Genomic DNA, 25,442 nt, shown 5'->3' on the forward strand with positions numbered 1-25,442 from the left:
TCCGGCTTTGGCTGCATCGATGACAATAAGAAAGTGGAACAACGTATGAAGTATGGAGGGATGGCGACGTGAAACGAAAACTCGTGTTAATCGGCAACGGCATGGCGGGGGTTCGCTGCATCGAGGAGATTTTAAAACTTGACCGCGAGGCGTTTGAGATCACGATTTTTGGCAGCGAACCGCATCCGAACTATAACCGGATTTTGTTGTCCAAGGTGTTGCAAGGGGATACGTCCATTGATGAGATTACCTTGAACAGTTGGGAATGGTACGAACAAAACGGCATTCGACTGTTTGCTGGCGAAACGGTGACGGACATTGATCACGAAGAGCAGCTCGTCCGGACCGACCGCGGGCGGGTAGTCGAATACGATGAATTGATTTTAGCCACGGGCTCGAACCCGTTTATCTTGCCGGTGCCGGGAGCGGATTTGCCTGGGGTGACGGCGTTTCGCGATATCCAAGATTGCGAGCGGATGATCGAATATGCGAAGACGTACAAAAAAGCGGCGGTCATCGGCGGGGGGTTGCTTGGTTTAGAGGCCGCGCGCGGCCTGCTTAACTTAGGGATGGACGTCGATGTCATCCATATCTTCGATTATTTAATGGAGCGTCAGCTTGATCCGACCGCTTCGAAGCTGTTGCAGCGGGAGCTGGAGAAACAAGGGATGAACGTTTTGCTTCGCAAGGAGACGGCCGAATTGTTCGGCAACGGCCGTGTGGAGGGAGTGCGGTTTAAGGACGGTACGTCCATTGCCGCCGACTTGGTGGTGATGGCGGTCGGTATTCGTCCGAATGTTGATTTAGCGCGGAGAAGCGGCATTGAAGTGAATCGAGGGATCGTTGTCAATGACTACTTGGAAACGAGCGTGCCGCACATTTACGCGGTCGGTGAATGCGCGGAACATCGCGGTGTTGTGTATGGGCTCGTCGCTCCGCTTTATGAACAGGGGAAAGTGCTGGCACAAGCGATTTGCGGCCGAAAAGGAAAGCCGTACGAAGGATCCGTCGTCTCGACCCAACTGAAAGTGTCAGGCGTCGATGTGTTCTCAGCCGGCGAGTTTATGGACGTTGAGGGCACGGAATCGATCAAGTTGTACGACGAAGCGCGCTCGGTGTACAAGAAAGTCGTCGTTCGCCAAGGGAAAATCGTTGGGGCGGTGCTGTTTGGCGATACGAGCGAAGGTCGAAAGCTGTTCGATATGATCCAGCGCGGCGATTCGGTTGAGGCGCTCTCGCTGTCGCTGTTTGCCCCAGCCGCTTTAGGCGGGAAGGGAAGCCTTGCGGCGGCGATGGCCGACACCGATGTTGTTTGCGGCTGCAACGGGGTGACAAAAGGCGCGATTTGTCAGGCGATTGCCGAACACGGGCTTAAGACGGTCGCCGAGGTGCGCGACTATACGAACGCGTCTCGCTCGTGCGGCGGATGCAAAGGGCTTGTCGCCGAGCTGCTTGAGCATATGCTTGGTGAAGAAGCGAACCGGTATGCGGTGAAAGAAACGATCTGCGGCTGCACGGACCTAAGCCGCGAGGAAGTGCTCGAGGCCATCGAACAAAGACGGTTGATGACGGTCAAAGAAGTGATGAGTGTATTGGGATGGAAAAACGAGGAAGGCTGTTCCAAATGCCGTCCGGCGCTCAATTATTACCTGGGCATGCTTTATCCGGGTGAGTACGATGAAGAAGCGGAATCTTTGTTTGTCAATGAACGGCTGCACGCCAACATCCAGGCCGATGGCACGTACTCCGTTGTGCCGCGCATATATGGCGGGGTGACGACAGCCGAACAGCTGCGGAACATCGCCGATGTCGCGGAAAAATACAACGTGCCGATGATTAAGATCACCGGCGGGCAGCGCATTGACTTGCTTGGGGTGAAAAAAGAAGATTTGCCGCGCATTTGGGCCGATCTCGGCATGCCGTCAGGCTACGCCTACGCCAAGGCGCTTCGGACGGTGAAAACGTGCGTCGGCAAGCAGTTTTGCCGCTTTGGGACGCAAGATTCGACCGGGCTTGGCATTCGGATGGAACAAACATTTGAGCGGCTGAAAACGCCGCATAAAGTGAAAATGGCCGTCTCCGCCTGCCCGCGCAACTGTGCGGAATCGGGCATTAAAGATGTCGGCGTCGTCGGCGTCGAGGGCGGATGGGAGATTTATGTCGGCGGCAACGGCGGCACCCATTTGCGTGCAGCTGACTTGCTTTGCACGGTCAAGACGGAAGACGAAGTGATCGAGATGACCGGTGCTTTTTTGCAATATTACCGCGAGTCCGCGCATTATTTGGAACGGACGTCCAAATGGGTCGAGCGCGTTGGGCTCGAGCATATCCGCGAAGTGTTGTTCGATGTGGAAACGCGCCGCGCGCTGCTTGAGCGGCTTCATAAAGCTCTTTCGGCGACAAAAGATCCGTGGCGGGAAATCGTCGAAAACGATGAACTGCAACAAACATTGTTCCGCGATATCGGCGACAAAGAGCCGGTGCCGGTGGAATGAAGGGGGATGACGGCGGGCGGAAAAAGTTGATGTTCCGCCGCCTGGATTGATCATGGGTTAGGATCAATGCTGGAACGAAGAGAGGGAAATGATGGCCATCGTCCAGCCGGAAACGAGGTTTTCGTTTGCGAAACGACGATTTTACGTTGTTGTTCATGAAAGTTTGTAAAGGAATGGCCAAACAGGATCAGACATCGATGCAGGAGGAGGACGAAGAGAGGATGAAGGTGGAAGTGGGAACATTGGAACAGCTGCCGAAGCGGCTCGGAAAATGCGTGCGGGTCGGGAATCGTGAGCTGGCGTTGTTCCGGACGGGTGACGATCAAGTATTTGCCGTTGAAAACCGCTGTCCGCATCGAGGAGGCGATTTGTCACAAGGTATTGTGAGCGGCGAGTTTGTGTTTTGTCCGCTCCATGATTGGAAAATTTGCCTGAAAGACGGCCGGGTGCAGGCGCCGGATGAAGGGTGTGTCAAAACGTACCGCGCGGCGGTGAAAGACGGCTTGGTATATGTCGAGCTGTAGGAAGCGGGGGAATGGCGATGACGAACGAATTGCTGCGCTACTTTCGCGCCAAGGAAAAAGAACGGGCGTCGGAAACGGCCGCCGCGACGCAATGTCCGTTTTGCAGCGTCCAGTGCACGCTTCAGCTGGTGGAGGAGCGGATTGTAGAGCGGCGCCGCTACAAGGCGGTCCCAACCGACAACCCGACGTCCAACGGCCGCCTTTGTTTAAAGGGGATGAACGCCCACCAGCACGCTTTGCATCCCGAGCGGCTGTTGGTTCCGCTTGCGAAAGTGGACGGCCGGTTTGTGCGGGTCGGTTGGGAGGAGGCGCTTTCGCTAATCGCGGAACGAATCATCTCCATTCAGAAGGAAGATGGAGTCGATGCGTTTGCTGTTTACGGCGGCGGATCCTTGACGAACGAGGAGGCGTATTTGCTCGGGAAATTTGCCCGCGTGGCGCTCAAGACGCGGCACATCGACTACAACGGCCGTTTTTGCATGTCGGCGGCCGCGGCCGCGATGAACGACGCGTTTGGTCTTGACCGCGGGTTGACGAATCCGCTCTCCGACATTCCACTCGCCCAGACGATCATTTTGGCTGGGACCAATGTCGCCGAATGCCAGCCGACGTTGATGCCGTATTTTTATGAAGCGAAGAAGAACGGCGCTTTTATCATCGTGGTGGATCCGCGGGAAACGAAAACGGCGGCGTTGGCGGATCTGCACCTGCCGCTCAAGCCCGGAACGGATGCGGCGCTGGCCGTCGGCATCGGGAAAGTGCTGCTTGACGAAGGATATATCGATGAAGCGTTTGTGCGCGAGCGGACGGTTGGGTTTGCCGAATGGAAACAGCACATAGAAGCAGTGGAGATGGATGAGATCGTCCGGCTGACTGACGTGCCGGAAGAGAAGATTCGCTTGGCGGCGCGAAAGTACGGGGAGGCGGCCGATGCGATCGTGCTCACGGCGCGCGGCTTGGAGCAGCAGACGGACGGCTATGCGGCGGTCAGACAGTGGATCAACGTCGTGCTGGCAACCGGAAACATCGGCCGTCCTGGCTCTGGGTTTGGCTCGATCACCGGACAAGGGAACGGGCAGGGCGGGCGCGAGCATGGACAAAAAGCCGATCAGCTGCCGGGCTACCGAAGCATTGAGCATCCGCAACACCGGCGGTATATCGCAAGCGTATGGGGCGTTGCGCCGGATGAGCTGCCGCGAAAGGGGGTGTCAGCGTATGAAATGATGCAAAAAATCGGTGCGGGCGAGATTACCGGGCTGTTGGTCATGGGGTCGAACCCCGTCGTCTCGAGCCCGAATGCGGCGTTTGTGGCCAAAGCGATGCAAAAACTGAAGTTTCTTGTCGTTGCGGATATGTTTTTGTCCGAAACAGCCGAGCTGGCCGATCTCGTGCTGCCTGTTTCGTCGTATTTGGAAGACGAAGGCACGGTGACGAACGTCGAAGGGCGGGTGTGCTTTCGGCCGGCGGCTCGGAAGCGTCCTGGGGAGGTGAAACATGATTGGGAAATTTTATGCGCGATTGCGCACAAGCTTGGCAAGGGCCGCTTCTTCCCGTTCACGTCAGCCGAAGAGATTTTCAATGAACTGCGGTTGGCGAGCCGCGGCGGCAAAGCGGATTATTACGGTGTGACGTATGAGCGGCTTCGGCGCGAACGTGTCTACTGGCCTTGCCCCGATGCGCATCATCCTGGGACTCCTCGGTTGTTTACGGAACGGTTTGCTCATCCGGACGGCAAGGCTCGGTTTGCGGTTTTGCCGTTTCGGCCGGAGAAAGAGGAGACGGATGAATGGTATCCGTTTTATTTAACGACCGGACGGGTGCTTGCTCATTATTTGAGCGGAACGCAAACGCGGCGGAGCCCGGCGCTTTCGGCGCGGCAGCCGGAGGCGGTCGTGGAAATCCACCCGAGGACGGCCAAACGATACGGGATCGGCCCAGGGATGCTTGTGCACATTGAAACGCGCCGCGGTGCGGCGGTCGTCCGCAGCCGTTACAATGATCAAATTCGCGAGGATACCATTTTTGTCCCGTTCCACTGGAGCGGCCTTGGGCAAATCAACAACGTTACGTCCGATGAGCTCGATCCGCATTGCCGGATGCCGGCGTTTAAGCGGTGCGCAGCTCGGGTGCGGCCGGTGGTCGATTTAGGGAGAAATTAGCCATCAAGATTCAAACATCGTTCTGCCTCTCATCAGCAGTTGGAAACCGCACTCATCAAGGTTCGCGAGCGGGGAACGCTATGGTGATGGGTCTAGTCAATCGCCGAATTTTTCAATGAATCACGAATGCAGAAAAAAAACTTCCCAGCAATACGGCGGGAAGTAGGTGGAGAAATCGCTTTCATTTCCATTTTAACATAACAAACACTCTGTGCCAAGGGGGAGTCGGGGGAAGATGGCGAGGAAATCGTTTTGGCGCGTCGGGCATGCGCCGACGCTTTTATCGTCGTTTTTGTATTTTGATATCAGCTTTATGATTTGGAACTTGCTTGGCGCGCTTGGTGTATTTGTCGCTGAGTCGTTTGCGCTCACGCCGGCGGAAAAAGGGATGATGGTCGCCATTCCCGTGTTGGGCGGGGCGCTGCTTCGCATTCCGATGGGGATGCTCGCCGACCGCTGGGGCGGGAAGCGGGCTGGTCTGCTTGGCATGGCGGTGACAGCTGTGCCGCTTGTGTGGGGGTGGCAGTTCGCTGACCGGATGTCGGATGTGTATGCGCTCGGATTTTTATTAGGGGTGGGCGGAGCCAGCTTTGCCGTTGCGTTGCCGCTTGCGAGCCGCTGGTATCCGAAAGAATATCAAGGGCTGGCCATGGGGATCGCTGGGGCCGGAAACAGCGGGACGGTGCTGGCAACGCTGTTTGGCCCGCGGCTGGCGGAGGCGTATGGGTGGAACGCGGTGTTCGGATTGGCGCTCGTCCCGCTAGTTGTTGTCTTTTTTCTATTCGCTTGGCTGGCGCGTGAATGTCCAACAGCGGTGAAACCCGTTTCGTTGCGTGAATACGGAGCCGTTCTCCGTCGAAAAGAAGCATGGCTGTTTTGTTTCTTCTACAGCTTGTCATTCGGCGGATTTGTCGGGCTGACGGGATACTTAGGCATTTTCTTCTTTGATGAATACGGCGTCAGTAAAGTCACGGCCGGCGATTTCGTCACCGCCGTCGTGTTTGCGGGCAGTTTCATCCGCCCGATTGGCGGTTATCTCGCTGACCGGATCGGCGGAATGCGGCTTCTTTCCTTGTTGTTTGCCGTTGGTGCGGTTTTGCTTGCGTTCATCGGCGCATTGCCGCCCCTTCTCATCGTGTTCGGATTGATGGTCGTTCTTTTTCTTTGCTTTGGTGCGGCAAACGGTGCTTTGTTCCAAGTCGTTCCAACCTGGTTTCCGAAAGAAGTCGGTTTGTTGACGGGCATCATCGGCGCCGCTGGCGGACTGGGAGGGTTTTTGCTGCCGAACGTGCTCGGGGTGATGAAGCAGTGGACCGGCTCTTCGGCGTATGGGTTTTGGATGCTTGCTTTCGTTTTCGCGATCGCGGTGATGGCTGCTCGTCGCCTTCAAGGGACGACGGTTACGATCGAACATTTCTCTCAAAAAGCAGCAGAATGAATGGGGCAACCCAAAGAGGCGCTGCAAACTTTCAAAGGAAATCGTTTGATTGAACGAAAAAACTGGTGGAAAACAGTCCTTTCTTTAGGTTGACAAAGAGGGGGCGGTTTTGCGACGTCCACCCTTATCACTGATTTCGGAAGGCTCTCGCCTCTGTAAGGAAACAGGCGGAGCCTTCTTCATCATCTTCCTTCAGAAAGCCTCCAACGGGTTTCAGACGAAGAGGGAGATCGATATAATAGGGAGAAGGAGGCAGGTGTCCAACCTTGAAAAGAAATGGAGGAAGAAATCGTGTCAAACGATCATGCGCTGCGTTTAGACCATCAGCTTTGTTTTGCCATTTATGCTTGTTCTCGTGAATTGACGAAGTTATATCGTCCTTTTCTTGAAGAAATAGGGATTACATATCCGCAATATCTCGTTTTGCTCGTGTTGTGGGAACAAGGGGAGACAACGATGAAAGAGCTTGGAAAACGATTGTATTTGGATTCTGGCACACTGACGCCAATGTTGAAAAGAATGGAGGAGAATGGTCTCGTTCAACGGTTGAGATCGCCAGAAGACGAACGGGTTGTGCGCATTGTTTTAACAGAACAGGGCGAGAAAATCAAACAAAAGGCACAATGCATACCAGAAGAAATTGTCAAACGAGTAGGGCTTTCCAATCAAGAGTGGAGCGAATTGTTGATGTTGCTGCGGTCGTTGCTTGTGCGGCTGAATGATGAACAACATTCTTCTTGGTCAAATGTGCCCGTACTCCAAAGCTGTCCGCGGCAATATTGATGTAACCCTGTCTATTGAAGAATGATGATGAGAAAAGGTGCCCGTGAAGAAATTCAGGGCACTTTCTCATTTGCGATCGTTTTACAATCGATTTTGCAAAAATCGAAGCAGTTCATCTGCTCGGTTGCCGATGAGCGCGATCAGTTGCTCAAACATCGCATCGCGCTCCAGATCGAGCTCAATGATGCGCTTGGCCAGTTCGAGCGCTTGTTTGTCCATGGCGGCGTCCTCCTTCGATCGTCTGGGCGGGGTGGAATCGTTCGTATTCGCGTCGCAGTTCGGCCATTGTCCATTCTTCAAGCCGATCACGGTCAGCGGCTAAGCCGAACCGTACGAGCTGTTCAATATAAAATTGCTTTTTCTTCCGCACGGCGCTTCTCATCCATGTCCCCATTCGATTCCCTCCCTGTTTTTACCTTTACCATACTATCTTTTTCTTCAGTGTACAGCAAATGTGTTAAGCTCATTTACAGGAAATTTAAAAAATATGTTAATTTTATTTACAAAAGTTAGCGAGCTAACATCATTTTTTGTATAATTACGTTAGAAAATATAACGTATTGAGGTGAGGAGTATGACAGCTCATCCGCAAGAAGATCACTACAAATACAAAAAAGTCATTTCGATCGGGGTTGTCAGCGAACTGACCGGGCTGTCGCAACGGCAAATTCGTTATTACGAGGAACGGAAGCTGGTGTTCCCTGACCGTTCGAAAGGCATCCGCAAATATTCGTTCGCCGATGTGGAGCAGTTGATGAAAATCGCCAATCAGCGCGAGGAAGGGGTATCGACGTGGGAAATCCGTCAAGAGATGACGAAAGAGCTGCGCGAGCGGATGTTGAAAGGGCAAATGAATGCGCATTTTCGGCGGCGTTCCTAGGGGCGCGGGCAGATTCGAATTTTGGATGCATCCCCTGCTTGGAAGCAAAGCATGCAGAAAACCGCCTGGCCGTGTGCCAACAGGATGTAAACACAGCGGCGTTTGTCCAATCGTAAGAGCATAGTTGTTTGGCGCGCACAGAGATTCGTGCGTGCTTTTTTGTTTGCAGGATTAAAAGGTTGATTTTAAAAATATTAATCTTTTTTATTAAATGACTAGACAAATAAAAATAAATGTATATAATTTAAATTGAAAACGATATCATTTATTTTACTCAATGAAAAGAGGAGGAATGAATCATGAAACGGATTTTATTGGCGTGCAGTTCTGGCATGTCGACAAGCTTGCTAGTGACGAAAATGCAGGAGTATGCAAAATCCGTCGGTGAGGAGGCAGAGATTTGGGCGGTCGGCCAAGATCAGGCGAAAAAAGAGATGGCCCAAGCCGATGTCATTCTTATTGGCCCACAAATGAGCTTTTTGAAAGAGGAATTGCAAAAAGAAGCGCAAAAATACGGCATTCCAGTCGATGTCATTGACATGGTGGCTTATGGGATGGCGGATGGCAAAAAAGTGTATGAGCAGGCATTGAAATTGATGGGGGACAAGTAAGATGGAAAAAATCGATGTCAATCAACTCACCAATGAACAAGTCGCTTTCCAGTTGATTTTGCATAGCGGCAATGCCCGCAGCAAAATCGTCCAAGCCATCCGTGAATACCGGAACGGACAGGTCGGAGAAGCGGAGCGGCTGATTCAAGAAGCAGAGCAAGACTTAAGCATCGCCCATGATGTTCATTTTCAGCTCATTCAAAAAGAAGCGGGTGGAGAAGAAACAAATCTTACGTTGCTTCTTATGCATGCGGAAGACCATGTCATGTCAACGCTGGCAATGAAAGAAATTGTAAAAGAAATGCTTGCGCTGTTGAAGGAACGAAACGTGTAAAGGGAGGATGGCGACATGAACCAAGCATTATTCGAAAAACTAAGCAAAGTTCTCGTTCCGATCGCAGGAAAGTTGAACAATAGCCGTTATTTGCAAGTGTTGCGCGATGCGTTTATGTTAGCATTTCCGCTGACGATTTTCGGTTCGATCGCGGTCGTCATCGCCAACTTGCCGTTTTTGGACAAGGTGATGAGTGAAAACAGCCTCAATACATTCAAGGGGATGCTCGGCGTTGCTCCAAATGCAACGATGGGCGTGATGACGATTTTTGTTGTATTCGGCATTGGTTACTATTTATCGAAAAGTTATGAAGTCGAAGGGGTTTTTGGCGGTGCGATCGCGTTAGCTTCTTTTCTCTTGTTGACGCCATTCGTTTTGCAGGTTGAGGGGAAAGAGGCTGTGCAAGGAGTCATCCCGCTCGACCGCCTAGGAGCGAAAGGGATGTTTCTTGGCATGATTACCGCATTTACTGCTGGTGAAATTTACCGGAAGGTTGTGCAAAAAAATATTACAATCAAAATGCCGGCCGGGGTGCCGCCGGCGGTTGCGAAGTCGTTTGCGGCGTTGATTCCGGCGGTGGTCACCCTGACCTTCTTCCTCGTCGTTAATATCATTGTAACACAAATTTTTAAGACAAACATGCATGATGTCATTTACAATGCAGTGCAAGCACCGCTTGTCGGGCTGGGAAGCGGCATTATTCCAACGCTGATCGCGATTTTTGTCACGCAAATTTTGTGGTTTTTCGGATTGCATGGGCAAATCATCATTAACTCGGTGATGGATCCGATTTGGAACACACTGTCGCTCGAAAACTTAAATGCGTATACAAAAACGGGGGAAGTTCCGCATGTCGTCAGCAAACAGTTTATTGAAATTTACACGGTCGGCATGGGCGGAACGGGAATGACGCTCGCTGTCATTTTCGCCATCTTGCTCTTTATGAAGAGCAAGCAAATGAAGCAGGTGGCTAAGCTCGGGCTCGGACCCGGAATCTTTAACGTCAATGAACCGATTATTTTCGGTTTGCCGGTCGTGATGAATCCGCTCGTCATCGTCCCGTGGATTTTGGCACCGATGGTCGTCACGTTGGTGACCTATTTGGCGATGTCCTCAGGCCTTGTACCGCCGCCTAACGGCGTAGCGGTGCCGTGGACGGTGCCGATTTTCATCAACGGCATTATGGCGACGAACTCGCTGGCCGGCGGATTGCTGCAAGTGGTCAATTTCCTGATTGTGCTTGTCATTTGGTTTCCATTCTTAAAGTTCATTGACCGGATGAACTTGCAAAAAGAGCGGGAAGAGGGGCAAGACGCTGCGAAAAGTGCATCATAACGATACAGCAAATGAGGTGAATCACGATGGAACAACGATCAAAGCAACCAATCACGTATCGCTTTCCTGCCGGATTTTGGTGGGGAAGTGCGACATCAGCGACGCAAATCGAAGGAGCGGCAAACGAAGGGGGGAAAGGGAAGAACATTTGGGATCATTGGTATGAGAAGGAGCCACATCGCTTTTTTAACGGTGTCGGTCCGTCAACCACATCAGATTTTTATCACCGCTACAAAGAGGATATTGCTTTGATGAAGGAGATCGGGCATAATTCATTCCGGTTTTCGATTTCGTGGTCACGCTTGATTCCAGATGGAGTCGGTGAGGTCAATCCGGAAGCCGTGCGGTTTTACAATGCAGTCATTGATGAACTATTGGCGAGTGGGATCGAGCCATTTGTGAATTTGTATCATTTTGATATGCCGTTAGCAATGCAAAATATCGGAGGTTGGGAAAGCCGCGAAGTCGTGGATGCATATACCCGCTACGCCAGCATTTGTTTTGATTTGTTCGGGGATCGGGTAAAAAAATGGTTTACCCACAATGAACCGATCGTTCCGGTGGAAGGCGGGTATTTATATGATTTTCATTACCCCAACATCGTAGACTTCCGCCGCGCTGTACAAGTGGCTTACCATACGATGATTGCTCATGCCAAAGCGGTTGCCGCCTTCCGCAGGGCGGCGATACCGGATGGAAAGATCGGCATTATTTTGAATTTAACGCCGTCTTATCCGCGCAGCCAGCACCCTGCTGATGTGAAAGCGGCGCATATTGCCGATTTGTTGTTTAACAGGAGCTTCCTAGATCCTGCGGTGAAAGGAGAATACCCGCAAGATTTGATTGAACTGTTGGATGAACATGGATTTTTGCCTGTAACGGAAGCCGGTGATCGCGAGCTGATCAAAGAAAACACGATTGATTTGCTCGGCATCAACTACTATCAACCGCGCCGCGTCAAGGCAAAAGAAAATATGCCAAATCCGGACGCCCCGTTTTTGCCTGAACGGTTTTTCGATTACTATGCCATGCCGGGGCGGAAAATGAATCCGTATCGCGGTTGGGAAATTTATGAAAAAGGTATTTATGATATTTTAATTAATATAAAAGAAAAATATGGAAACATTGAGTGCTTTATTTCTGAAAACGGGATGGGTGTTGAAGGAGAAGAACGGTTCCGTGATGAAAGCGGCATGATTCACGATGACTACCGGATTGAATTCATTCAAGAGCATTTAAAATGGGTGCATCGCGCGATTGAAGAAGGAGCAAATGTTAAAGGTTACCATATTTGGACGTTTATGGACAATTGGTCGTGGACCAATGCCTATAAAAATCGGTATGGGCTCGTGGCAGTCGACTTGGAGAACGGTTTGAAACGAACCATTAAAAAAAGTGGTTATTGGTTTAAATCGTTGGCAGAAAACAACGGATTTTAAACGGAAAGCAAGGCGTCCCGGGCAGCGGGGCGCTTTTTGTCGGTTGGGAGGACGGAGCGGCAACGCAAAAGCAGTGAAGGAGAAAGCCGCATTGGCTATTGTGCAAACAGATGATTGTTCGTACAATGAAAATAGGACAATGACGAGGGATGAAAACGATGCCAAAATATGAGCAAATTTCTAACGAAATACGCAGACGAATTAAAGAGGGAGTGTATTCCCTAGACGAGCCGATTCCTGATGAAATCTCGCTCGCTGAGGAGTTTGGCTGCAGCCGGATGACCGTGAAACGGGCGCTTGATCTGCTTGTGTCCGAAGGGCTGTTGTATCGAAAGCGCGGCCATGGCACGTTTATTGTAAAATCCGCCATGCTTGATGGATTGGTGAACGTCGTCAGCAACGAAACGCTCGGCTTGACGAGTTTATTGAAAGGTCGAAAGGTGACAAGCCATATTATCACGTTTGAAGTGCTGTTTCCATCTGATGAGGTGGCTGCTCATTTGTGCATCGACGCGAACACACCGGTGTACCACTTAATCCGGCTGCGCAATGTGGATGGCGAACCGTACGTCATTGAACGGACGTATATGCCCGTCCATTTGATCCCGGGGCTCAACGAAACGGTGCTTCATGGCTCGATTTATCGTTACATCACTCACGAACTCGGCTTAACGATTGCAGGGTCGCACCGAAAGATCCGCGCGGATAAGCCGAATGAGCTTGATCGCCAGTACTTGCAGTGCGCACCCGACGATCCGGTGTTGGAATTGGAACAGGTTGGTTTTTTGAACAATGGAGAGCCCTTTGAATACTCCTTTTCCCGTCATCGGTACGACAAATTCGTATTCGTCACCGTCAGCACCCGCCGCTAAACGGCGCCTGCTTTCGCGATCCGGGAAGGCAGGCGCGTTTTGTTTGCCGTTCAGGGTTGTTCTTTCCGTCTTTCTTCTAGAGAGTTGGTGGTTTATTGAACGCTCTCCCACCTACGCTAACGCTTAGAGGTGGGAGATTCTTGGGAACACCCGCCCAACGGCAGGCTATGAACCAAGCCATCCCCGTGCGTCCCACGGTTCGACTGCCCTACAACGACAGCAAACGAAGCCCTTCCTGCAAAAACCCGATCGTTTGGTTGATCAGCTCCGCTTGTGTTCGGGTGGGATACAGCCTGGGGCAGGGGGTGAAATGGAACTGGACCTCAGTACGCGCGTCTCCCGACTGGTTATGCAGCGATTTTTTCTCCTTTTTTCTCCATTTATAATGGCGCTCGATCGATTCCATAATGTAAATGGATAGAACGAGCAGGGAAGGATGCCGCCAATGAGAAGCAAAGCGACGCAGTGGCTGTTGTCTGTATGGGGACTGATGGATCCGCTCTATTATGCATGTTCCCGCCTCGAATATGTTGGTGGGAAAGAGAACGGCTGTCGTTCCATTTTCCGCGTCCGTTTGCTTCGATACAAGGGTGAAACCATTCACCTTTCGGACGGAACGACGATTGCGGCCAATGACTGGCTGTTGAAAATTCACCTTCATAATGTTCGTCTGCTTCGCGAACTGATGCAGTATCGAAGCGATATTCAAAAAGGACGTTATATTTTCGAACAAGTGAAAGCCGGTTTGCCGTATGTTGCCCATCATCTTTACCATCACAAACAGTCCTCCCGCATAAAAGGGATCATCGGCGTGACGATGTTAAATAAAGGTTGTGAGAGACTCGGATTTGATGCCATTGACATTGGCAATTCATTTTATCGTTGGTTTAAAATGGCATCCCATTGGCCGATGATGACAGTGGCCCAACACCGTCTCATGCCGCTTGTCCGCCCGCCGAAATATTTGGTGATGTCAAAGGAAAAATTGTTTTCGTTGTACGGCTGCCATCTCATCCACTAACTCCCTCTTTCTTCTCTCCTCCGTTTCACTATAATGGGTATCGAGGGAGGAGAGAAGACGATGACATTCTTTTTTGTTTTTCTTGCAATCTTGTTATTGCTTGCTTTGGCCATTCGCAAAGCCCACCGCAACACGTATGAAGCGGTTTTGCATAAAGTCCAAGTCGGCCGTTCAGAGGATGGAGACGGAGCCCTTCGGATTTTGCAGCTATCGGATTTGCATCTTGAAAAACTGTCGATCACCCCGGACGATTTATACGAAAAGCTGAAAGAGGAAGCGATCGATTTGATCGCGTTGACGGGCGACTTTTTGGACCGTGAGGAAAGCATCGCCAAGCTCAGTCCGTATTTGGGCGCGCTGAATGCATTGAAACCGACGTACGGCATGTATGCGGTGTTTGGCAACCACGATTACGTGCTTCAAGGCGAACCGTTTGCGCGCTTGAAAGCGACGCTTGAGGCGCACGGCTGCGTCGTCTTGCAAAACGAGACGAAAACGATCACCGTCAACGGTCAAACCGTCAATATCATCGGCATCGATGACTTTTACACGGGGCGCAGCGACATCAAAAAGGCATACGCCGGCGTGAAAGACGGCATCAACCTCGTGTTGACGCACGATCCGGACATCGTGCCGCATATGAAAGACTATCATTTTGACTACTTGTTGTCCGGCCATTTCCACGGCGGGCAAATTCATTGGCCAAAGCCGTACCATTTGGCGAAAATGAGCAAAACGCTCACCGAGCGGAACATGATCAAAGGTTATCATGAATGGGAAGGAAAACCGTTTTATATCAACGAAGGGCTTGGGCAAACGGGAGTGAACATCCGAATCGGCTCGAAGCCGGAAGTGACGCTCCACTTGTTGGCGCTCTCGTCCCAAAAAGAAGCAGTGAAAGCTGTCTAATAGGCAGCTTTTTTATTTTTGGAGCAGGAAAGCGGTTTCATTCATGTATGTCCTCTTGCACTTTTTTCGCAGCGGATTGCATAGACAGAGGAAACCATCGCCATACTTTTTAAAGAAAGGAGTGAATGGCCAATGGAACCGTCGTGGAAAGCTCTCTTGCCATTTTTCGTCGTCATCCCGATTTCGATTTGGACGAAGCAAGTCATCCCGGGGCTGTTTGTCGGGCTGTTGGTTGGCAGTTATTTGATGACCCCGTCCTTGCTTGGCGGGCTGCGGACGATGCTTCATTACGTTGTTGACAACTTAATGCAGACGAACAACATCCGCATTATCATGTTCTTGTATGTGTTCGCTGGTCTTGTCAGCATGATCAAATACACCGGCGGAATCAAAGGGTTCGTCCATCTCGTCAGCAAAAAAGTGAAGTCGGCGAAAACCGCCATGTTCTTGACGTGGATATCGACGATGGTGACATTCAGCGACCCCGATTTTCGCATCGTCACCGTCGCGCCGATCATGAAGGCGCTGCGCAAACGGATCGGGCTGTCGTCCCAGCAAATCGGCTTTGCCATTGAGGTGACATCCAACCCGGTTGTCGCGCTCATCCCAATTGCCACCGCGTTTGTCGGCTATATGGTGTCGGTCATCGATAAGGCGCTTGATACGGCCGGCATCGGCGCGGAGCCGTACATCGTGTACGTCCGAAGCATTCCGTTTAACTTTTTCTCGTATGCCATTATTGCCGTCGGGCTCTACTACAGTTTTTTTGTCTATTCGCGCCAAAAACAAGCAGCAGTAAGCGAAAAGCGGAAAGAGGCGCCGATTCGGAGCTGGAACGAGCGGTTGGCGCTCGAAATGGCGGAAGAACAGCGGCCGGCTGACCATGAACCCAATGAAGCGCAAGGGGAAGAAGGAGACGCGATGCAGACGTGCCCGCGCGCCTACCAAAAAGAAACGCCGGTCAAGCCGTGGAATTTGATCGTTCCGCTTTCGATCGTGCTTGTCTTGACGTTGTTTTTAAGCTGGTGGGACGGCCGCCGGGGGGCAAGAACGTTTTGGCAGGCGTTTTTGCAAAGCGATGCGCTCGGCGCGATGTTGGAGGCGCTGTTGTTTACCGTCATCATTACAGTTGCTTTCTTCCTTTGGCAGCGATTTAAATTGAACGATTTGTTGACGCATTTTGTCAAAGGCGGCAATGAGCTGATTTCCGTCATTTTAATGCTGGCGCTCATTTGGGCGCTGTCGGCTGTGGCGGAGGATTTAGGGTTTTCGCAATACATTACGGGCCATGTCAAAGAATGGATTCCGCCGTTTTTCGTCGCCCCGATTTTGTTTTTGCTTGGCGCTGTCATTTCCTATTTCATCGGCTCGTCGTGGGGGACGTGGGGGATGTTGATGCCGCTTGGTGTGACGCTAGCGAGCCAGTCGGGAACGAACATTTTGCCGGTCATCGGCGCGGTGTTTGCGAGCGGGACGTTCGGGGCGTTTGCGTCGCCGCTTAGCGACAATACGGTGACGCTTTGCACCATTTTGGATTTGCCGGTGATGGAATACGCGCGAACGAAGCTGATTCCGTCGTTGATCGCCGCCGGCATCGCCGCCGTTTTGTTCGGCGCGACATCGTTTCTTTTGCATTAACGCCGTTATCGCCCTCTTTCGCCTTCCGTGATACACTAAAAGAAAAAAGAAAGGGGAACGCTGATGGGAGAGGCGGAACGGCGGCTTGAGGAGCTCGGCCAATGGCGGGAGGAAGATCCGAAAGAACGGCTCGAGCAGCTGAATGAGCGGCTCGCGGTGGAGGATGCGTATTATCGGGCCGCAGAAGATGAGAGGGCGCGCGAACGGTATTACCGCCATCTGCCGCTTGAAGGGGACGGATTGATGTTGTTTGTCCGCTATCATGAACTGGCGGCGCACACCCATAAGCGGCGGCTGCCGTATTTTTTCAGCAAGGATGAGTATTTGTACACATGGGTCGACTTGCACCCGGACGGAACGGTGCGCAGCTTGTATTCCGGCGAGCGGAAAGATCCACGAACACTGATCGTTCAAGATGTGGAAACGATGAAGCGGCGTTATGAAGAGTTTCGTCAACTGTTGAGAAGGACGAAAAATGGATGGGGCGATGTGCACGAGCGGGTGAACACGATCGAGCAGCAATGGAAATTCAATGCGGAACATGTTGTCCCGCAGTCGTGGTTTGGCGCCCGCGAACCGATGAAAGGCGATTTGCATCATTTATTCGTTTGCCAGCCGGAGTGCAATACGATGCGGTCGAATTTTCCGTACGCGGATTTCCCGTTTTACAATCCGGAAGATCCCGACGAGCAAATCCAAAACCGCTGCGGCGTCGTCCATAACGGCTATTTCGAGCCGGAATACGGCAAAGGGACGGCGGCAAGGGCGATGCTTTACTTTCTGCTTCGCTACCCGAAGGCGATCGCGAAATCATTCCGGCGCAAAATCGATATTCCGCTCCTTGTCCGTTGGCACGAACAATTTCCGCCAACGGTGTATGAGCATCATCGCAACAGCGCGATTTTCTTCATCCAAGGCAACCGCAATCCGTTCATTGATTTCCCGGAACTAGCGGGAAGGATGGTGTTTCCGTTTGAGGGGGCGCTGTGAAATGAGATTGAGGGCGGATGTCCGCTTTTTGTTTCCAAAGAGCGCCTAATCGTCCGAGAGCGGAAAAACAGCGTGATAATAGGCAGAAAAGCTGTCTCCGAAAAACGATCATTCATTTCGGAAGACAGCTTTTTTGTTGCTAGGCAAAGCGTGAGAGGGGTTAAGCGGAAATCGTTTGTTCATCCGCCTGGCGATCTGCTTGTTTGCGGAAGTATGTTGCGACCATCGGACCGGAAATATTGTGCCAGACGCTGAAAATGGCGCTCGGAACAGCGGCGAGCGGCGAAAAATGGGCGGTCGCTAAGGCCGCACCAAGCCCGGAGTTTTGCATGCCAACTTCGATGGAAATCGCCTTTTGTTTTGGCGGTGACAGGCGAAACAGTTTGGCAAACCAATACCCAAGCAGCAAGCCCAATCCGTTATGAACAACGACAATAAGAAAAATAAGCAGTCCGCTTTTGGCAATGGCCGCTTGGTTTTGTCCGACGACGGCGGCGACAATGGCCACGATGGCGATGACCGAAACGAGCGGCAGCGCCGGGATGCACGCTTTGACTTGCTTTTGGAACAGAGCCTGGGCGATGAGTCCTAAAAGGATCGGAATCAGGACGACTTTGACGATCGACCAAAACAAAGCTGCGGCCGATACGGACAGCCATTTTCCCGCTAAAAGCAAGATGAGCGAAGGCGTCAAAATCGGCGCTAAAATCGTCGAAACAGACGTGACGGCGACCGACAGAGCCGTATCTCCTTTCGCCAAATACGTCATGACGTTGGACGCCGTTCCGCCCGGACAGCAGCCGACTAAAATAATGCCGAGCGCCACTTCGCGCGAAACCGGCAGAAAGTAAGCGAGCAAAAACGCGATAAGCGGCATGATCAGAAATTGGGCAACGACGCCGATCAACACATCAAGCGGACGTTTGAATACTTCTTTGAAATCATCTGCTGAAAGCGTCAATCCCATGCCAAACATCACGATGCCTAAAAGCGGCACAATATACGGGGCGATCCACGTAAACGCGCCGGGAGCGAAAAAGGCGAGCGCTCCAAACAGAAGCACCCAGATGGCAAAGGTGTTGCCGACAAAGTTGCTGATTTTTCCTAGTGTGTTCATTGAGCTTCCTCCTTGAGCAAAGATGGGAAAGATATACAAAAAATTATATATACTTTTCAGAAAAATTCAACTGATGAGGTGGCGAATTTTGAAGAAATGGTGACAATGAGGAATGATTGTGAAAAATGTCACTCCTTTTTTCTTAGCTTATGGTATGATTGAAATTGAGAAGAAGAATCATTATTGAACCACAGGAGAGCGGATAGAAAAACAGGGGGAAATGATCATGGTGCTGACCGATTTGCATAAAGGAGAAGCAGCGGTCGTCGTCCATTTGGCCGTCGAGCAGGAGGCACTGAAACAGCGCCTCCTTCATCTAGGGGTCAAAGAAGGAAAAATGGTGCGGTTGAAAGCTGCGATGCCGTTTGGCGGACCGGTGATGATCGAAGTTGATGGGCAGGCCATCGGCTTACGGCGCAAAGAGGCGTCATCCATTGAGGTGAAATAAATATGTCGTACGTAGCGCTGTTTGGCAATCCGAACACTGGAAAAACGTCATTGTTTAATTGTTTAACCGGCTCTTATGAATATGTTGGCAACTGGAGCGGGGTAACGGTTGAGAAGAAAGTAGGAGTGCTCCGCCAACACGGTGTGCCGGTCGTCGATTTGCCCGGCATTTACTCGCTCCAGCCGCTGTCCCGTGATGAAGGAGTGGCGACTGATTTCTTATTGACCGAGCCATGCTCGGCAATCGTCAATATCGTTGATGCGTCGCAACTCAAGCGCAACTTGCATTTGACGGTTCAGCTATTGGAATTTGGCCGCCCGCTCATCATCGCTTTGAATATGGTGGATGTCGCTGAAAAACGCGGCGTCAAAATCGATGCCGCCAAGCTGTCGCGCCATCTCGGCGTCCCAGTTGTTCCGGTCATCGCCCGGACGGGAAAGGGGACAAAGGAGTTATCCCGCACCATTTTGTCGGCAAAAGACGGACACCATTCCCGCATTTTTATTGATTACGGCGTTGAGGTGGAACGCGCGATCTGTCGCATTGCCGAGCAGCTGCCGGACGATGTGCCTGGAAACAAACGATGGGTGGCGTTGCAGTTTTTGGAGGGGAATGAGCGCATCGCCGCCTATTTGCGCGGGCGGTTGGATCTTTCTCCGCTTCTGGAAGCCCGCGCAGAGGCGGAACAGAAGCTCGGATCTTCGGTCGCCGAACAGATTTATGAGACGCGTGACCGCTGGATCGGTGAGGCGATCGCTGTTGCGGCGATCGCGCTTGAGAACAAACCGTTGACATGGACGGAAAAAATCGATGTGGTTGTGACAAACCGTTATGTCGGGCTGCCGATTTTTTTGGCGCTGATGTATCTCGTGTTTATGCTCACGTTTAACTGGCTTGGGACGCCGCTTGCCGATCAGCTTGACGCTTTCTTCTCAGGGCCGCTCACTGATTGGCTGTCCCGTCTTCTCGACTGGGCGGGGGCGTCGCCGTTTATCAAGGCACTCGTTTTGGACGGGATTGTCGCTGGGGTCGGCGGGGTTCTGGTGTTTGTTCCGCAAATTTTCATTTTGTTTTTTTCATCTCGCTTCTCGAAGACTCCGGGTACATGGCGCGCGTGGCGATGGTGATGGACCGGATGATGGAAGCGATCGGGTTAAACGGCAAGGCGTTTATCCCGATGATCATCGGCTTTGGCTGCAACGTTCCCGGGGTGATGGCGGCGCGCACCATCGAGCAGCCGAAAGAACGGCTGTTGACGATCTTGGCGCTGCCGTTTATGTCGTGTTCCGCCCGCTTGCCGGTGTACGCCTTGTTTGCCGGCACGTTTTTCGTCCGCGAGCAGGCGCTTGTCGTGTTTTCACTTTACGTGCTTGGCATTGTAGTGGCTTTGGGGCTCGCCAAGTTGTTCTCATCGACGCTCTTGAAAAACGAAAGTTCGCTGTTTGTCATTGAACTGCCGCCATACCGCGTGCCGCAGGCGCTCACGTTATGGCGGAGCACATGGGAGAAAGGAAAAGGGTTCGTTCGCAAAGCCGGCACGTTTATTTTTGGCGGTTCGGTCGCCATTTGGCTGTTGACGTATATCGGGCCGCATGGGGTCGGCGTTGCCATGGATGACAGTTTTCTCGCCGCCATCGGCGGCCTCATCGCTCCGTTGCTCGCCCCGCTTGGCTTTGGCGCCTGGCAGGCGGGCGCGGCTTTGATCACCGGCTTTTTGGCGAAAGAAGTTGTCGTGTCCACGATGAATATTATTTACCACGTTCATGAGACGAACGGGCTGAAGCAGGTGATCGCTTCACATTTCACGCCGCTGTCGGCGTTCAGCTTTATGGTGTTCGTCCTGCTTTATACGCCGTGTCTAGCGACGGTGGCGGCGATTCGCAAAGAAACCGGGTCGCGGAAATGGACGCTGTTGTCGATTGGCATCGCCTTAACGGTTGCTTATATGATTTCACTTCTTGTCTACCAAGCTGGAAAGATAGTAGGTTTTCCATGAAAGGAGAGAATATGATGATGGCGAATATCATCATTGGCGGAGCGATTTTTGCCTACGCCGGCTGGACGCTGGTTCGCCACGTGAAAAAAAGCGCCAAAGGGGCGTGCGCGTCATGCCATGCGGCTGACCATTGCCGAGGCAGCTGCGGGACGGAGAGGTAACCCGTTCAAGACGAACGGATTCCTGACGATGATCGGAATCCGTTTTTCTCATTTTCCGACGAAAGACTTTCGCTTCCATGTTGTAGGATAGCCAAAAAATAAGCGGGGATACAATGGGTAAGCTGCTTCAACGGACCATCCGTTTCAACGGGATCTGGAGGACAAAAGATCAGGCCGCCCTTTGTTTTGGCTGTTGGGTGTTGTTGCCTCAATGATGGCCGAAACACCGGGGGTAGAAAGCTTTTTTCGTTCAACCGTTGAAACTCAAGGGAAGACCGTGAGTGTGGAGGATAAACTTTTGACAATACCTAAAAATTGAGGATAGCGAAAAGGCGGCTTTGGATCAAGGTTCGCACAGTTGTGTAAAAACAAAGCAGCAAAAAACGATGTTGTTGTCCTGTCATCCAAGTTTACTGGGTTGGCGATGGAATTTTACGCAATAATTGAACTTGACCCGGCTTTGGCCCGCTCTTTTCCTCACTCTTTTCCTCATTCTTTTCGTTTTTGGATGGGACGGATGTAACTCTCTAATTCGTGGGCAAGATGCTGGATGCAATCATTTCCCCGGAACTTGGCATCCTCGACAAGGTACACCGTGAAATCTTCCGCTTCTTTATTGGTCATAGTGAACTCATATCCATTCAAATCAAGGAACGTGACGAATACGGTTAAAGCCGTCCGCTTATTGCCGTTGTGGAAAATATGACCTGTCGCGATGGAATGGTAATAGCAGCAAGCCTTTTCAATAATCGAAGGGAACTGTTCCTCCCCGAACAATTTCGTTTTCGGTCTTTCCAACATCCACGCGAATTTATCGGGGAATTGGATCCCCGCTTGTTCTGCGTCGTCGTACATTTCCATGACCGTGTAATGGATAAATATGATTTCTTCCGCTGTCAAATAATAAACCATGTTTTCCTCCGGTTGCTCCTTTATCTATATTTCAAGTTGCGCAGCGCTTCGTCATATTTGGAGATCGCGCGGTTCATCGCCATCACGACTTCAGGACGGACTTCTTTTGGAATTCGGTTTGCGCGTTTCATCACGATTTCCCCTCGTTCCTTGTCGTAATATATTTCGATTTCATCGCCTTTATTTAGGTTTAGCATCGTGGCTAAATCTTTCGGGATGCTAACGGACAAACTATTCCCGACTTGGCTAATCCGACGTGTATACGTTTTGTCATTCTTGCTTCCCAACATTTCCGCGTCCATTTCTTTTTCATCTCCTTTCCATATAATGGGCAAAAAGGACGTTTTTATCCATAAAATTATTACTGTATAAACAATTATAACAATAATCTTCCAAAAAGCAATACGGAATAATAAAAAAGGGCTTTTTGTCTTTCAATGAGAAAAACGCATGCCGCATTTGCAGTCGGGGGATCATTCCATTGAGGGTAGGTTCTTTTTCACTATTCAATGGATATACATGACGCTGTTTTTGTCGTTTCTTGTTTCAAAGAATGACGAAAACGAAAAGAAGGAAACGATATTCATCAAAATTTGTTTGTAGTTAGGACGAACGGACTATTTACATGGAATGAAAAAAACGGTAAAAATAGAAGCGAGGATAGCAGTTTAGAAAAAAGAGAAAATTCTGTTTATCAAGGGGACAGCATTATGGTTTACGATGGAATCATTTTGTCGTTGTTGATCGGCTGGTTTCGCGGCGGAAGCCTGAAAGGGTTGGCCAACATGAAATTGCGCGGCGGTTGGTTGTTTCCGCTCTTGTTGGCGGTGCAGTTTATCGTCTTTTTCCTTCAAGAACGCATCGAGTGGATCGCCAAAATGAGCAACGTTATTTTTCTTCTCGTCTATATCACAGGACTCGCATTTCTGTGGCTCAACCGCCATCAGCCGGGGTTTCCGGTCATCTTCGCCGGCGTCTTGCTTAACTTTATCGTCATGGCCGTAAACGGCGGACGGATGCCGGTATCGATCGAAGCCGCCCAATTTCTCGGCCGCGAATATATCGAAGCGTTAAAAGCCGGTCTGTACGGCAAGCACCAGGCGATCACATCGGATACACTTCTGCCGTTTCTCGGCGACATCATTCCGCTGTCTCCGCCGTACCCGCGCCAACAAGTCATCAGCATCGGCGACGTTGTGATGAACGTAGGGGCGTTCTTGTTCATCCAGCATCTGATGCTCAGCGCACCGCGCCATGGGGCAGACGATGCTGAGAAAGAAACAACGGCCGCTCCTGCGAATCAATAAACTAATTTTTAAGGGGGAAAAGGACATGAAATTCAAAGTAAAACAAGTATTGATCAATTTGTTCATCCTCGGTTCGGTGATTGTAGCGTTGACGTCGGGGTTTAGAATTGGAAGCTGAAATTTGTTTGTGTGCTCTACAATTCTCCAACCGTTAAGTTAAACACATCTCAGATCTATGGGCTGAATTTTTGGATAATGAGAGTGGTTATCAAGATGACTCCAATATTAAAATGGCAAGGAAAAGTATATTTATTTCTTATTTTTTTTATTAGTTTGATAACTTTTGTTGTAGGAGATGGATTTTCTATTCCATCTCTTAAAGATTGGGTTTTTGTTTATTTTTTAGTTGCTGCTGTTCTTTTATTGAGCTATTTTTCTGTCCATCTTCCTCCTAAGGACAACTCTTTTTCGATGGATTCGGCTATTTACCTAGCAGTTATGTTTTTATACGGCATTTCTCTTGCGTTGAAGGTTCTACTGATTAGCATTTTAGTAGAGTTTTTATATAAAAGAAAAATGGCATGGTGGAAACACTTATTCAATCTTTCAATGTACTCTTTAATGATTGCAGGGGCATTTTATTCCTTTTTGTATTTTGGCGGGCAGATTGGAGAAATTAAAACTGACTATTTGTTTCCTTATATGGTTAGTTTGTTGGTGTACTTTCTTATCAATATTAGTTTAATATTTATGTTTTTTGTTTTTTTAGAGCGTGTATATAAAGGTGCTTTTAATTTTGGTGTCTTGTTTGAAGCAATGGTTAGTTACTGTGTTACTTTAATACTGTCTCTTGTTTTAGCTATTTTATTAGATAAAGAACGGTATTTTGGGCTATTTCTATTTACTGTTTTAGTAATCATTCTATCAGTAGTATTTAGGAAATTTATAGTTTTATACGAGTTAGTTTCCAACCGCGCCAACAAAGACCACCTCACCGGTCTTTACAACCATGGTTTTTTCAAGGAAGCGCTCAAGGAGCAGTTTTCCGACTGCAAACTGCTTAAACAGCCGTTGACATTGGCGTTCCTTGATCTGGACGATTTTAAAAAATACAATGACCGGAATGGCCATTTGCAAGGCGACCGTTTGTTGACTTTTTTCGGGAAACTGCTGCAAAAAGCGGTGGGAGGGACGAACTTTACGGTCGCTCGCTATGGCGGAGAAGAGTTTGCCATTTTAATGCCCAACACGACGAAAGAAGACGCGTACGCGTTTTTAAATCGGTTGCGCAAAGAAGTGAACGATACATATTTTGAAGGCGTCGAGCATATTCCGTATCGTTGCCTGTCGTTTTCGTGCGGCATCGCCGAGATGGAAAAAGATATGTACGAAAGCGAGGAATTGATCCATCGGGCCGATCAGGCGCTGTATTACGCGAAGGCGCAAGGGAAAAACAACGTGCAGCTGTATGATAAGCACAATATGTGCTTGGATGAGATTAAGTTTAAGCAAGATTTGGAAGCGCTCGAGCAGCAAGTGAAATTTTTTCTTTCCAAAGATGTCTATACATACCGCCATAGCAAACGGGTGTTTAAATATGCGTTGGAGTTTGGCAGCCGTCTTGATGAGTTGACCGACCATGAACGGCAGACGCTCATTTTAGGAGCGCTCATCCATGACATTGGCAAAATCGAAGTGCCCCGCGATATTTTAAATAAGCGCGGAAAGTTGGAGAAGCATGAATGGGAAATCATCAAAAAGCACGTAACGTGGGGGCGCGAGATTGTGGCGGCGGAGAAGCGGTTTGATGATTTGCTTCCGCTTGTCGAGCTGCACCACGAACGATATGATGGGAAAGGGTATCCGTACGGGCTGAAAGGGGAAGAAATCCCGAAACTGGCCCGCATTTTGTGTATTATCGACTCGTTTGACGCTATGACAACCGAGCGGCCGTACCAGCCGACGAAAACGTTTGAAGAGGCGCTTGAAGAAATCGAACGTTGCGCAGGAACGCAGTTTGATCCGGTCTATGCGGCGAAGTTTATCGCGTTTGTGCGAGAGCACTATTTGCCGCTTGCCGAGATGCAGCAACTGAATTAAGCGAAAGAAGGCACTTGCCGATGGCAAGTGTTT

General features: G+C 50.5%; 24 protein-coding genes and 1 pseudogene. 20 read left to right on the forward strand and 5 right to left on the reverse strand.

Annotation, left to right across the window (positions count from 1 at the left end):
- The first annotated feature begins 68 nt into the window (after positions 1–68).
- The 5 genes from nirB to CWI35_RS00860 all read left to right on the forward strand — a co-directional run bounded on the left by nirB (position 69) and on the right by CWI35_RS00860 (position 7,399).
- On the forward strand, positions 69–2,495 hold the full coding sequence (gene nirB, locus CWI35_RS00840; protein WP_119877393.1) for a nitrite reductase large subunit NirB: 2,427 nt from the start codon (positions 69–71) through the stop codon (positions 2,493–2,495).
- A 221-nt stretch (positions 2,496–2,716) separates the two neighbouring features.
- Positions 2,717–3,019, forward strand: coding sequence for a nitrite reductase small subunit NirD (gene nirD / locus CWI35_RS00845; protein WP_033008815.1), 303 nt, complete (start codon positions 2,717–2,719; stop codon positions 3,017–3,019).
- 11 nt (positions 3,020–3,030) lie between these two features.
- Positions 3,031–5,178, forward strand: coding sequence for an assimilatory nitrate reductase catalytic subunit NasC (nasC, locus tag CWI35_RS00850; protein ID WP_119877394.1), 2,148 nt, complete (start codon positions 3,031–3,033; stop codon positions 5,176–5,178).
- Between the two features lie 235 nt (positions 5,179–5,413).
- Positions 5,414–6,616, forward strand: a complete 1,203-nt coding sequence (locus tag CWI35_RS00855; RefSeq protein WP_011231355.1) for a nitrate/nitrite transporter — start codon at positions 5,414–5,416, stop codon at positions 6,614–6,616.
- A 276-nt stretch (positions 6,617–6,892) separates the two neighbouring features.
- Positions 6,893–7,399, forward strand: coding sequence for a MarR family winged helix-turn-helix transcriptional regulator (locus tag CWI35_RS00860; RefSeq protein ID WP_014195965.1), 507 nt, complete (start codon positions 6,893–6,895; stop codon positions 7,397–7,399).
- An 81-nt stretch (positions 7,400–7,480) separates the two neighbouring features.
- On the opposite strand, the gene CWI35_RS18170 is transcribed toward CWI35_RS00860, so the two are convergent.
- Positions 7,481–7,618 carry a hypothetical protein gene (locus CWI35_RS18170; RefSeq protein ID WP_011231352.1) on the reverse strand — a complete coding sequence of 46 codons (138 nt, stop codon included), beginning with the start codon at positions 7,616–7,618 and terminating at the stop codon, positions 7,481–7,483.
- Positions 7,578–7,793, reverse strand: coding sequence for a Fur-regulated basic protein FbpA (locus tag CWI35_RS00865; RefSeq protein WP_014195964.1), 216 nt, complete (start codon positions 7,791–7,793; stop codon positions 7,578–7,580). Before CWI35_RS00865 ends, CWI35_RS18170 begins: the two co-directional genes overlap by 41 nt.
- A 180-nt stretch (positions 7,794–7,973) precedes the next feature.
- On the opposite strand from CWI35_RS00865, the gene CWI35_RS00870 reads away from it, so the two are divergent.
- From CWI35_RS00870 to CWI35_RS00920, 10 genes are all read left to right on the forward strand, one after another.
- Positions 7,974–8,279 (forward strand): MerR family transcriptional regulator, encoded by a 306-nt coding sequence (locus tag CWI35_RS00870; RefSeq protein WP_011231350.1) that lies wholly within the window; start codon positions 7,974–7,976, stop codon positions 8,277–8,279.
- A gap of 299 nt (positions 8,280–8,578) precedes the next feature.
- Positions 8,579–8,890, forward strand: coding sequence for a PTS sugar transporter subunit IIB (locus CWI35_RS00875; protein ID WP_011231349.1), 312 nt, complete (start codon positions 8,579–8,581; stop codon positions 8,888–8,890).
- Between the two features lies 1 nt (position 8,891).
- Positions 8,892–9,224: a PTS sugar transporter subunit IIA gene (locus CWI35_RS00880; RefSeq protein ID WP_020279317.1), complete on the forward strand. Its 333-nt coding sequence runs from the start codon at positions 8,892–8,894 to the stop codon at positions 9,222–9,224.
- 15 nt (positions 9,225–9,239) lie between these two features.
- Positions 9,240–10,559: a PTS cellobiose transporter subunit IIC gene (gene celB, locus CWI35_RS00885; protein ID WP_021321473.1), complete on the forward strand. Its 1,320-nt coding sequence runs from the start codon at positions 9,240–9,242 to the stop codon at positions 10,557–10,559.
- A 26-nt stretch (positions 10,560–10,585) separates the two neighbouring features.
- The gene (locus tag CWI35_RS00890) at positions 10,586–11,998 is read left to right on the forward strand and encodes a glycoside hydrolase family 1 protein (protein ID WP_020279319.1); all 1,413 of its coding nucleotides are present in this window, start codon (positions 10,586–10,588) and stop codon (positions 11,996–11,998) included.
- A gap of 158 nt (positions 11,999–12,156) precedes the next feature.
- Positions 12,157–12,870 (forward strand): GntR family transcriptional regulator, encoded by a 714-nt coding sequence (locus tag CWI35_RS00895; protein WP_023634484.1) that lies wholly within the window; start codon positions 12,157–12,159, stop codon positions 12,868–12,870.
- A 445-nt stretch (positions 12,871–13,315) separates the two neighbouring features.
- On the forward strand, positions 13,316–13,891 hold the full coding sequence (locus tag CWI35_RS00905; RefSeq protein ID WP_020279320.1) for a YkoP family protein: 576 nt from the start codon (positions 13,316–13,318) through the stop codon (positions 13,889–13,891).
- A 60-nt stretch (positions 13,892–13,951) separates the two neighbouring features.
- Positions 13,952–14,800 carry a metallophosphoesterase gene (locus tag CWI35_RS00910; protein WP_119877395.1) on the forward strand — a complete coding sequence of 283 codons (849 nt, stop codon included), beginning with the start codon at positions 13,952–13,954 and terminating at the stop codon, positions 14,798–14,800.
- A gap of 132 nt (positions 14,801–14,932) precedes the next feature.
- Complete coding sequence (locus CWI35_RS00915; RefSeq protein WP_119877396.1) at positions 14,933–16,438, forward strand: Na+/H+ antiporter NhaC family protein; 1,506 nt, start codon at positions 14,933–14,935, stop codon at positions 16,436–16,438.
- A 63-nt stretch (positions 16,439–16,501) separates the two neighbouring features.
- A complete protein-coding gene (locus CWI35_RS00920; RefSeq protein ID WP_015374940.1) occupies positions 16,502–17,428 on the forward strand; it encodes an endonuclease I family protein in 927 nt (308 codons plus the stop codon).
- A gap of 160 nt (positions 17,429–17,588) precedes the next feature.
- Here CWI35_RS00920 and CWI35_RS00925 read toward each other — a convergent pair whose 3' ends face one another.
- A complete protein-coding gene (locus tag CWI35_RS00925) occupies positions 17,589–18,545 on the reverse strand; it encodes a bile acid:sodium symporter family protein (RefSeq protein ID WP_025038914.1) in 957 nt (318 codons plus the stop codon).
- Between the two features lie 226 nt (positions 18,546–18,771).
- Between CWI35_RS00925 and CWI35_RS00930 the strand changes: the two genes are divergently transcribed.
- The 3 genes and pseudogenes from CWI35_RS00930 (at position 18,772) to CWI35_RS00940 (ending at position 21,150) form a co-directional block, all read left to right on the forward strand.
- Complete coding sequence (locus tag CWI35_RS00930) at positions 18,772–18,993, forward strand: FeoA family protein (RefSeq protein WP_020279326.1); 222 nt, start codon at positions 18,772–18,774, stop codon at positions 18,991–18,993.
- Positions 18,994–18,995: 2 nt separating this feature from the next.
- Positions 18,996–20,989, forward strand: a pseudogene (gene feoB / locus CWI35_RS00935) (ferrous iron transport protein B).
- Between the two features lie 14 nt (positions 20,990–21,003).
- Entirely contained in the window at positions 21,004–21,150 is a 147-nt protein-coding gene (locus CWI35_RS00940; protein WP_075261408.1) for a FeoB-associated Cys-rich membrane protein, read from the forward strand.
- 489 nt (positions 21,151–21,639) lie between these two features.
- Here CWI35_RS00940 and CWI35_RS00945 read toward each other — a convergent pair whose 3' ends face one another.
- Both CWI35_RS00945 and CWI35_RS00950 read right to left on the reverse strand, forming a co-directional pair.
- Positions 21,640–22,062: a type II toxin-antitoxin system death-on-curing family toxin gene (locus tag CWI35_RS00945; protein ID WP_014195947.1), complete on the reverse strand. Its 423-nt coding sequence runs from the start codon at positions 22,060–22,062 to the stop codon at positions 21,640–21,642.
- 20 nt (positions 22,063–22,082) lie between these two features.
- Complete coding sequence (locus CWI35_RS00950) at positions 22,083–22,364, reverse strand: AbrB/MazE/SpoVT family DNA-binding domain-containing protein (protein ID WP_014195946.1); 282 nt, start codon at positions 22,362–22,364, stop codon at positions 22,083–22,085.
- Positions 22,365–22,772: 408 nt separating this feature from the next.
- On the opposite strand from CWI35_RS00950, the gene CWI35_RS00960 reads away from it, so the two are divergent.
- Both CWI35_RS00960 and CWI35_RS00965 read left to right on the forward strand, forming a co-directional pair.
- Positions 22,773–23,369, forward strand: coding sequence for a DUF5317 domain-containing protein (locus CWI35_RS00960; RefSeq protein ID WP_015374932.1), 597 nt, complete (start codon positions 22,773–22,775; stop codon positions 23,367–23,369).
- Positions 23,370–23,582: 213 nt separating this feature from the next.
- Positions 23,583–25,409 (forward strand): diguanylate cyclase, encoded by a 1,827-nt coding sequence (locus CWI35_RS00965; protein WP_119877398.1) that lies wholly within the window; start codon positions 23,583–23,585, stop codon positions 25,407–25,409.
- Positions 25,410–25,442 lie beyond the last annotated feature (33 nt).

Origin of the sequence: [Bacillus] caldolyticus (genome assembly GCF_003595605.1) — a bacterium.
Classification (GTDB): domain Bacteria; phylum Bacillota; class Bacilli; order Bacillales; family Anoxybacillaceae; genus Geobacillus; species Geobacillus thermoleovorans.

Bases quoted from the DNA above. Each gene is read 5' to 3' on its own strand.
- nirD (WP_033008815.1), top strand. From the start codon at position 2,717: ATGAAGGTGGAAGTGGGAACATTGGAACAGCTGCCGAAGCGGCTCGGA.
- celB (WP_021321473.1), top strand. From the start codon at position 9,240: ATGAACCAAGCATTATTCGAAAAACTAAGCAAAGTTCTCGTTCCGATC.
- CWI35_RS00875 (WP_011231349.1), top strand. From the start codon at position 8,579: ATGAAACGGATTTTATTGGCGTGCAGTTCTGGCATGTCGACAAGCTTG.
- CWI35_RS00930 (WP_020279326.1), top strand. From the start codon at position 18,772: ATGGTGCTGACCGATTTGCATAAAGGAGAAGCAGCGGTCGTCGTCCAT.
- CWI35_RS00920 (WP_015374940.1), top strand. From the start codon at position 16,502: ATGGGAGAGGCGGAACGGCGGCTTGAGGAGCTCGGCCAATGGCGGGAG.
- CWI35_RS00905 (WP_020279320.1), top strand. From the start codon at position 13,316: ATGAGAAGCAAAGCGACGCAGTGGCTGTTGTCTGTATGGGGACTGATG.
- nasC (WP_119877394.1), top strand. From the start codon at position 3,031: ATGGCGATGACGAACGAATTGCTGCGCTACTTTCGCGCCAAGGAAAAA.
- CWI35_RS00870 (WP_011231350.1), top strand. From the start codon at position 7,974: ATGACAGCTCATCCGCAAGAAGATCACTACAAATACAAAAAAGTCATT.
- CWI35_RS00960 (WP_015374932.1), top strand. From the start codon at position 22,773: ATGGTTTACGATGGAATCATTTTGTCGTTGTTGATCGGCTGGTTTCGC.
- CWI35_RS00910 (WP_119877395.1), top strand. From the start codon at position 13,952: ATGACATTCTTTTTTGTTTTTCTTGCAATCTTGTTATTGCTTGCTTTG.
- CWI35_RS00945 (WP_014195947.1), bottom strand. From the start codon at position 22,062: ATGGTTTATTATTTGACAGCGGAAGAAATCATATTTATCCATTACACG.
- CWI35_RS00950 (WP_014195946.1), bottom strand. From the start codon at position 22,364: ATGGACGCGGAAATGTTGGGAAGCAAGAATGACAAAACGTATACACGT.
- CWI35_RS00925 (WP_025038914.1), bottom strand. From the start codon at position 18,545: ATGAACACACTAGGAAAAATCAGCAACTTTGTCGGCAACACCTTTGCC.
- CWI35_RS00880 (WP_020279317.1), top strand. From the start codon at position 8,892: ATGGAAAAAATCGATGTCAATCAACTCACCAATGAACAAGTCGCTTTC.
- CWI35_RS00915 (WP_119877396.1), top strand. From the start codon at position 14,933: ATGGAACCGTCGTGGAAAGCTCTCTTGCCATTTTTCGTCGTCATCCCG.
- CWI35_RS00965 (WP_119877398.1), top strand. From the start codon at position 23,583: ATGACTCCAATATTAAAATGGCAAGGAAAAGTATATTTATTTCTTATT.
- CWI35_RS00865 (WP_014195964.1), bottom strand. From the start codon at position 7,793: ATGGGGACATGGATGAGAAGCGCCGTGCGGAAGAAAAAGCAATTTTAT.
- CWI35_RS18170 (WP_011231352.1), bottom strand. From the start codon at position 7,618: ATGGACAAACAAGCGCTCGAACTGGCCAAGCGCATCATTGAGCTCGAT.
- CWI35_RS00895 (WP_023634484.1), top strand. From the start codon at position 12,157: ATGCCAAAATATGAGCAAATTTCTAACGAAATACGCAGACGAATTAAA.
- CWI35_RS00860 (WP_014195965.1), top strand. From the start codon at position 6,893: ATGGAGGAAGAAATCGTGTCAAACGATCATGCGCTGCGTTTAGACCAT.
- CWI35_RS00890 (WP_020279319.1), top strand. From the start codon at position 10,586: ATGGAACAACGATCAAAGCAACCAATCACGTATCGCTTTCCTGCCGGA.
- CWI35_RS00940 (WP_075261408.1), top strand. From the start codon at position 21,004: ATGATGGCGAATATCATCATTGGCGGAGCGATTTTTGCCTACGCCGGC.
- CWI35_RS00855 (WP_011231355.1), top strand. From the start codon at position 5,414: ATGGCGAGGAAATCGTTTTGGCGCGTCGGGCATGCGCCGACGCTTTTA.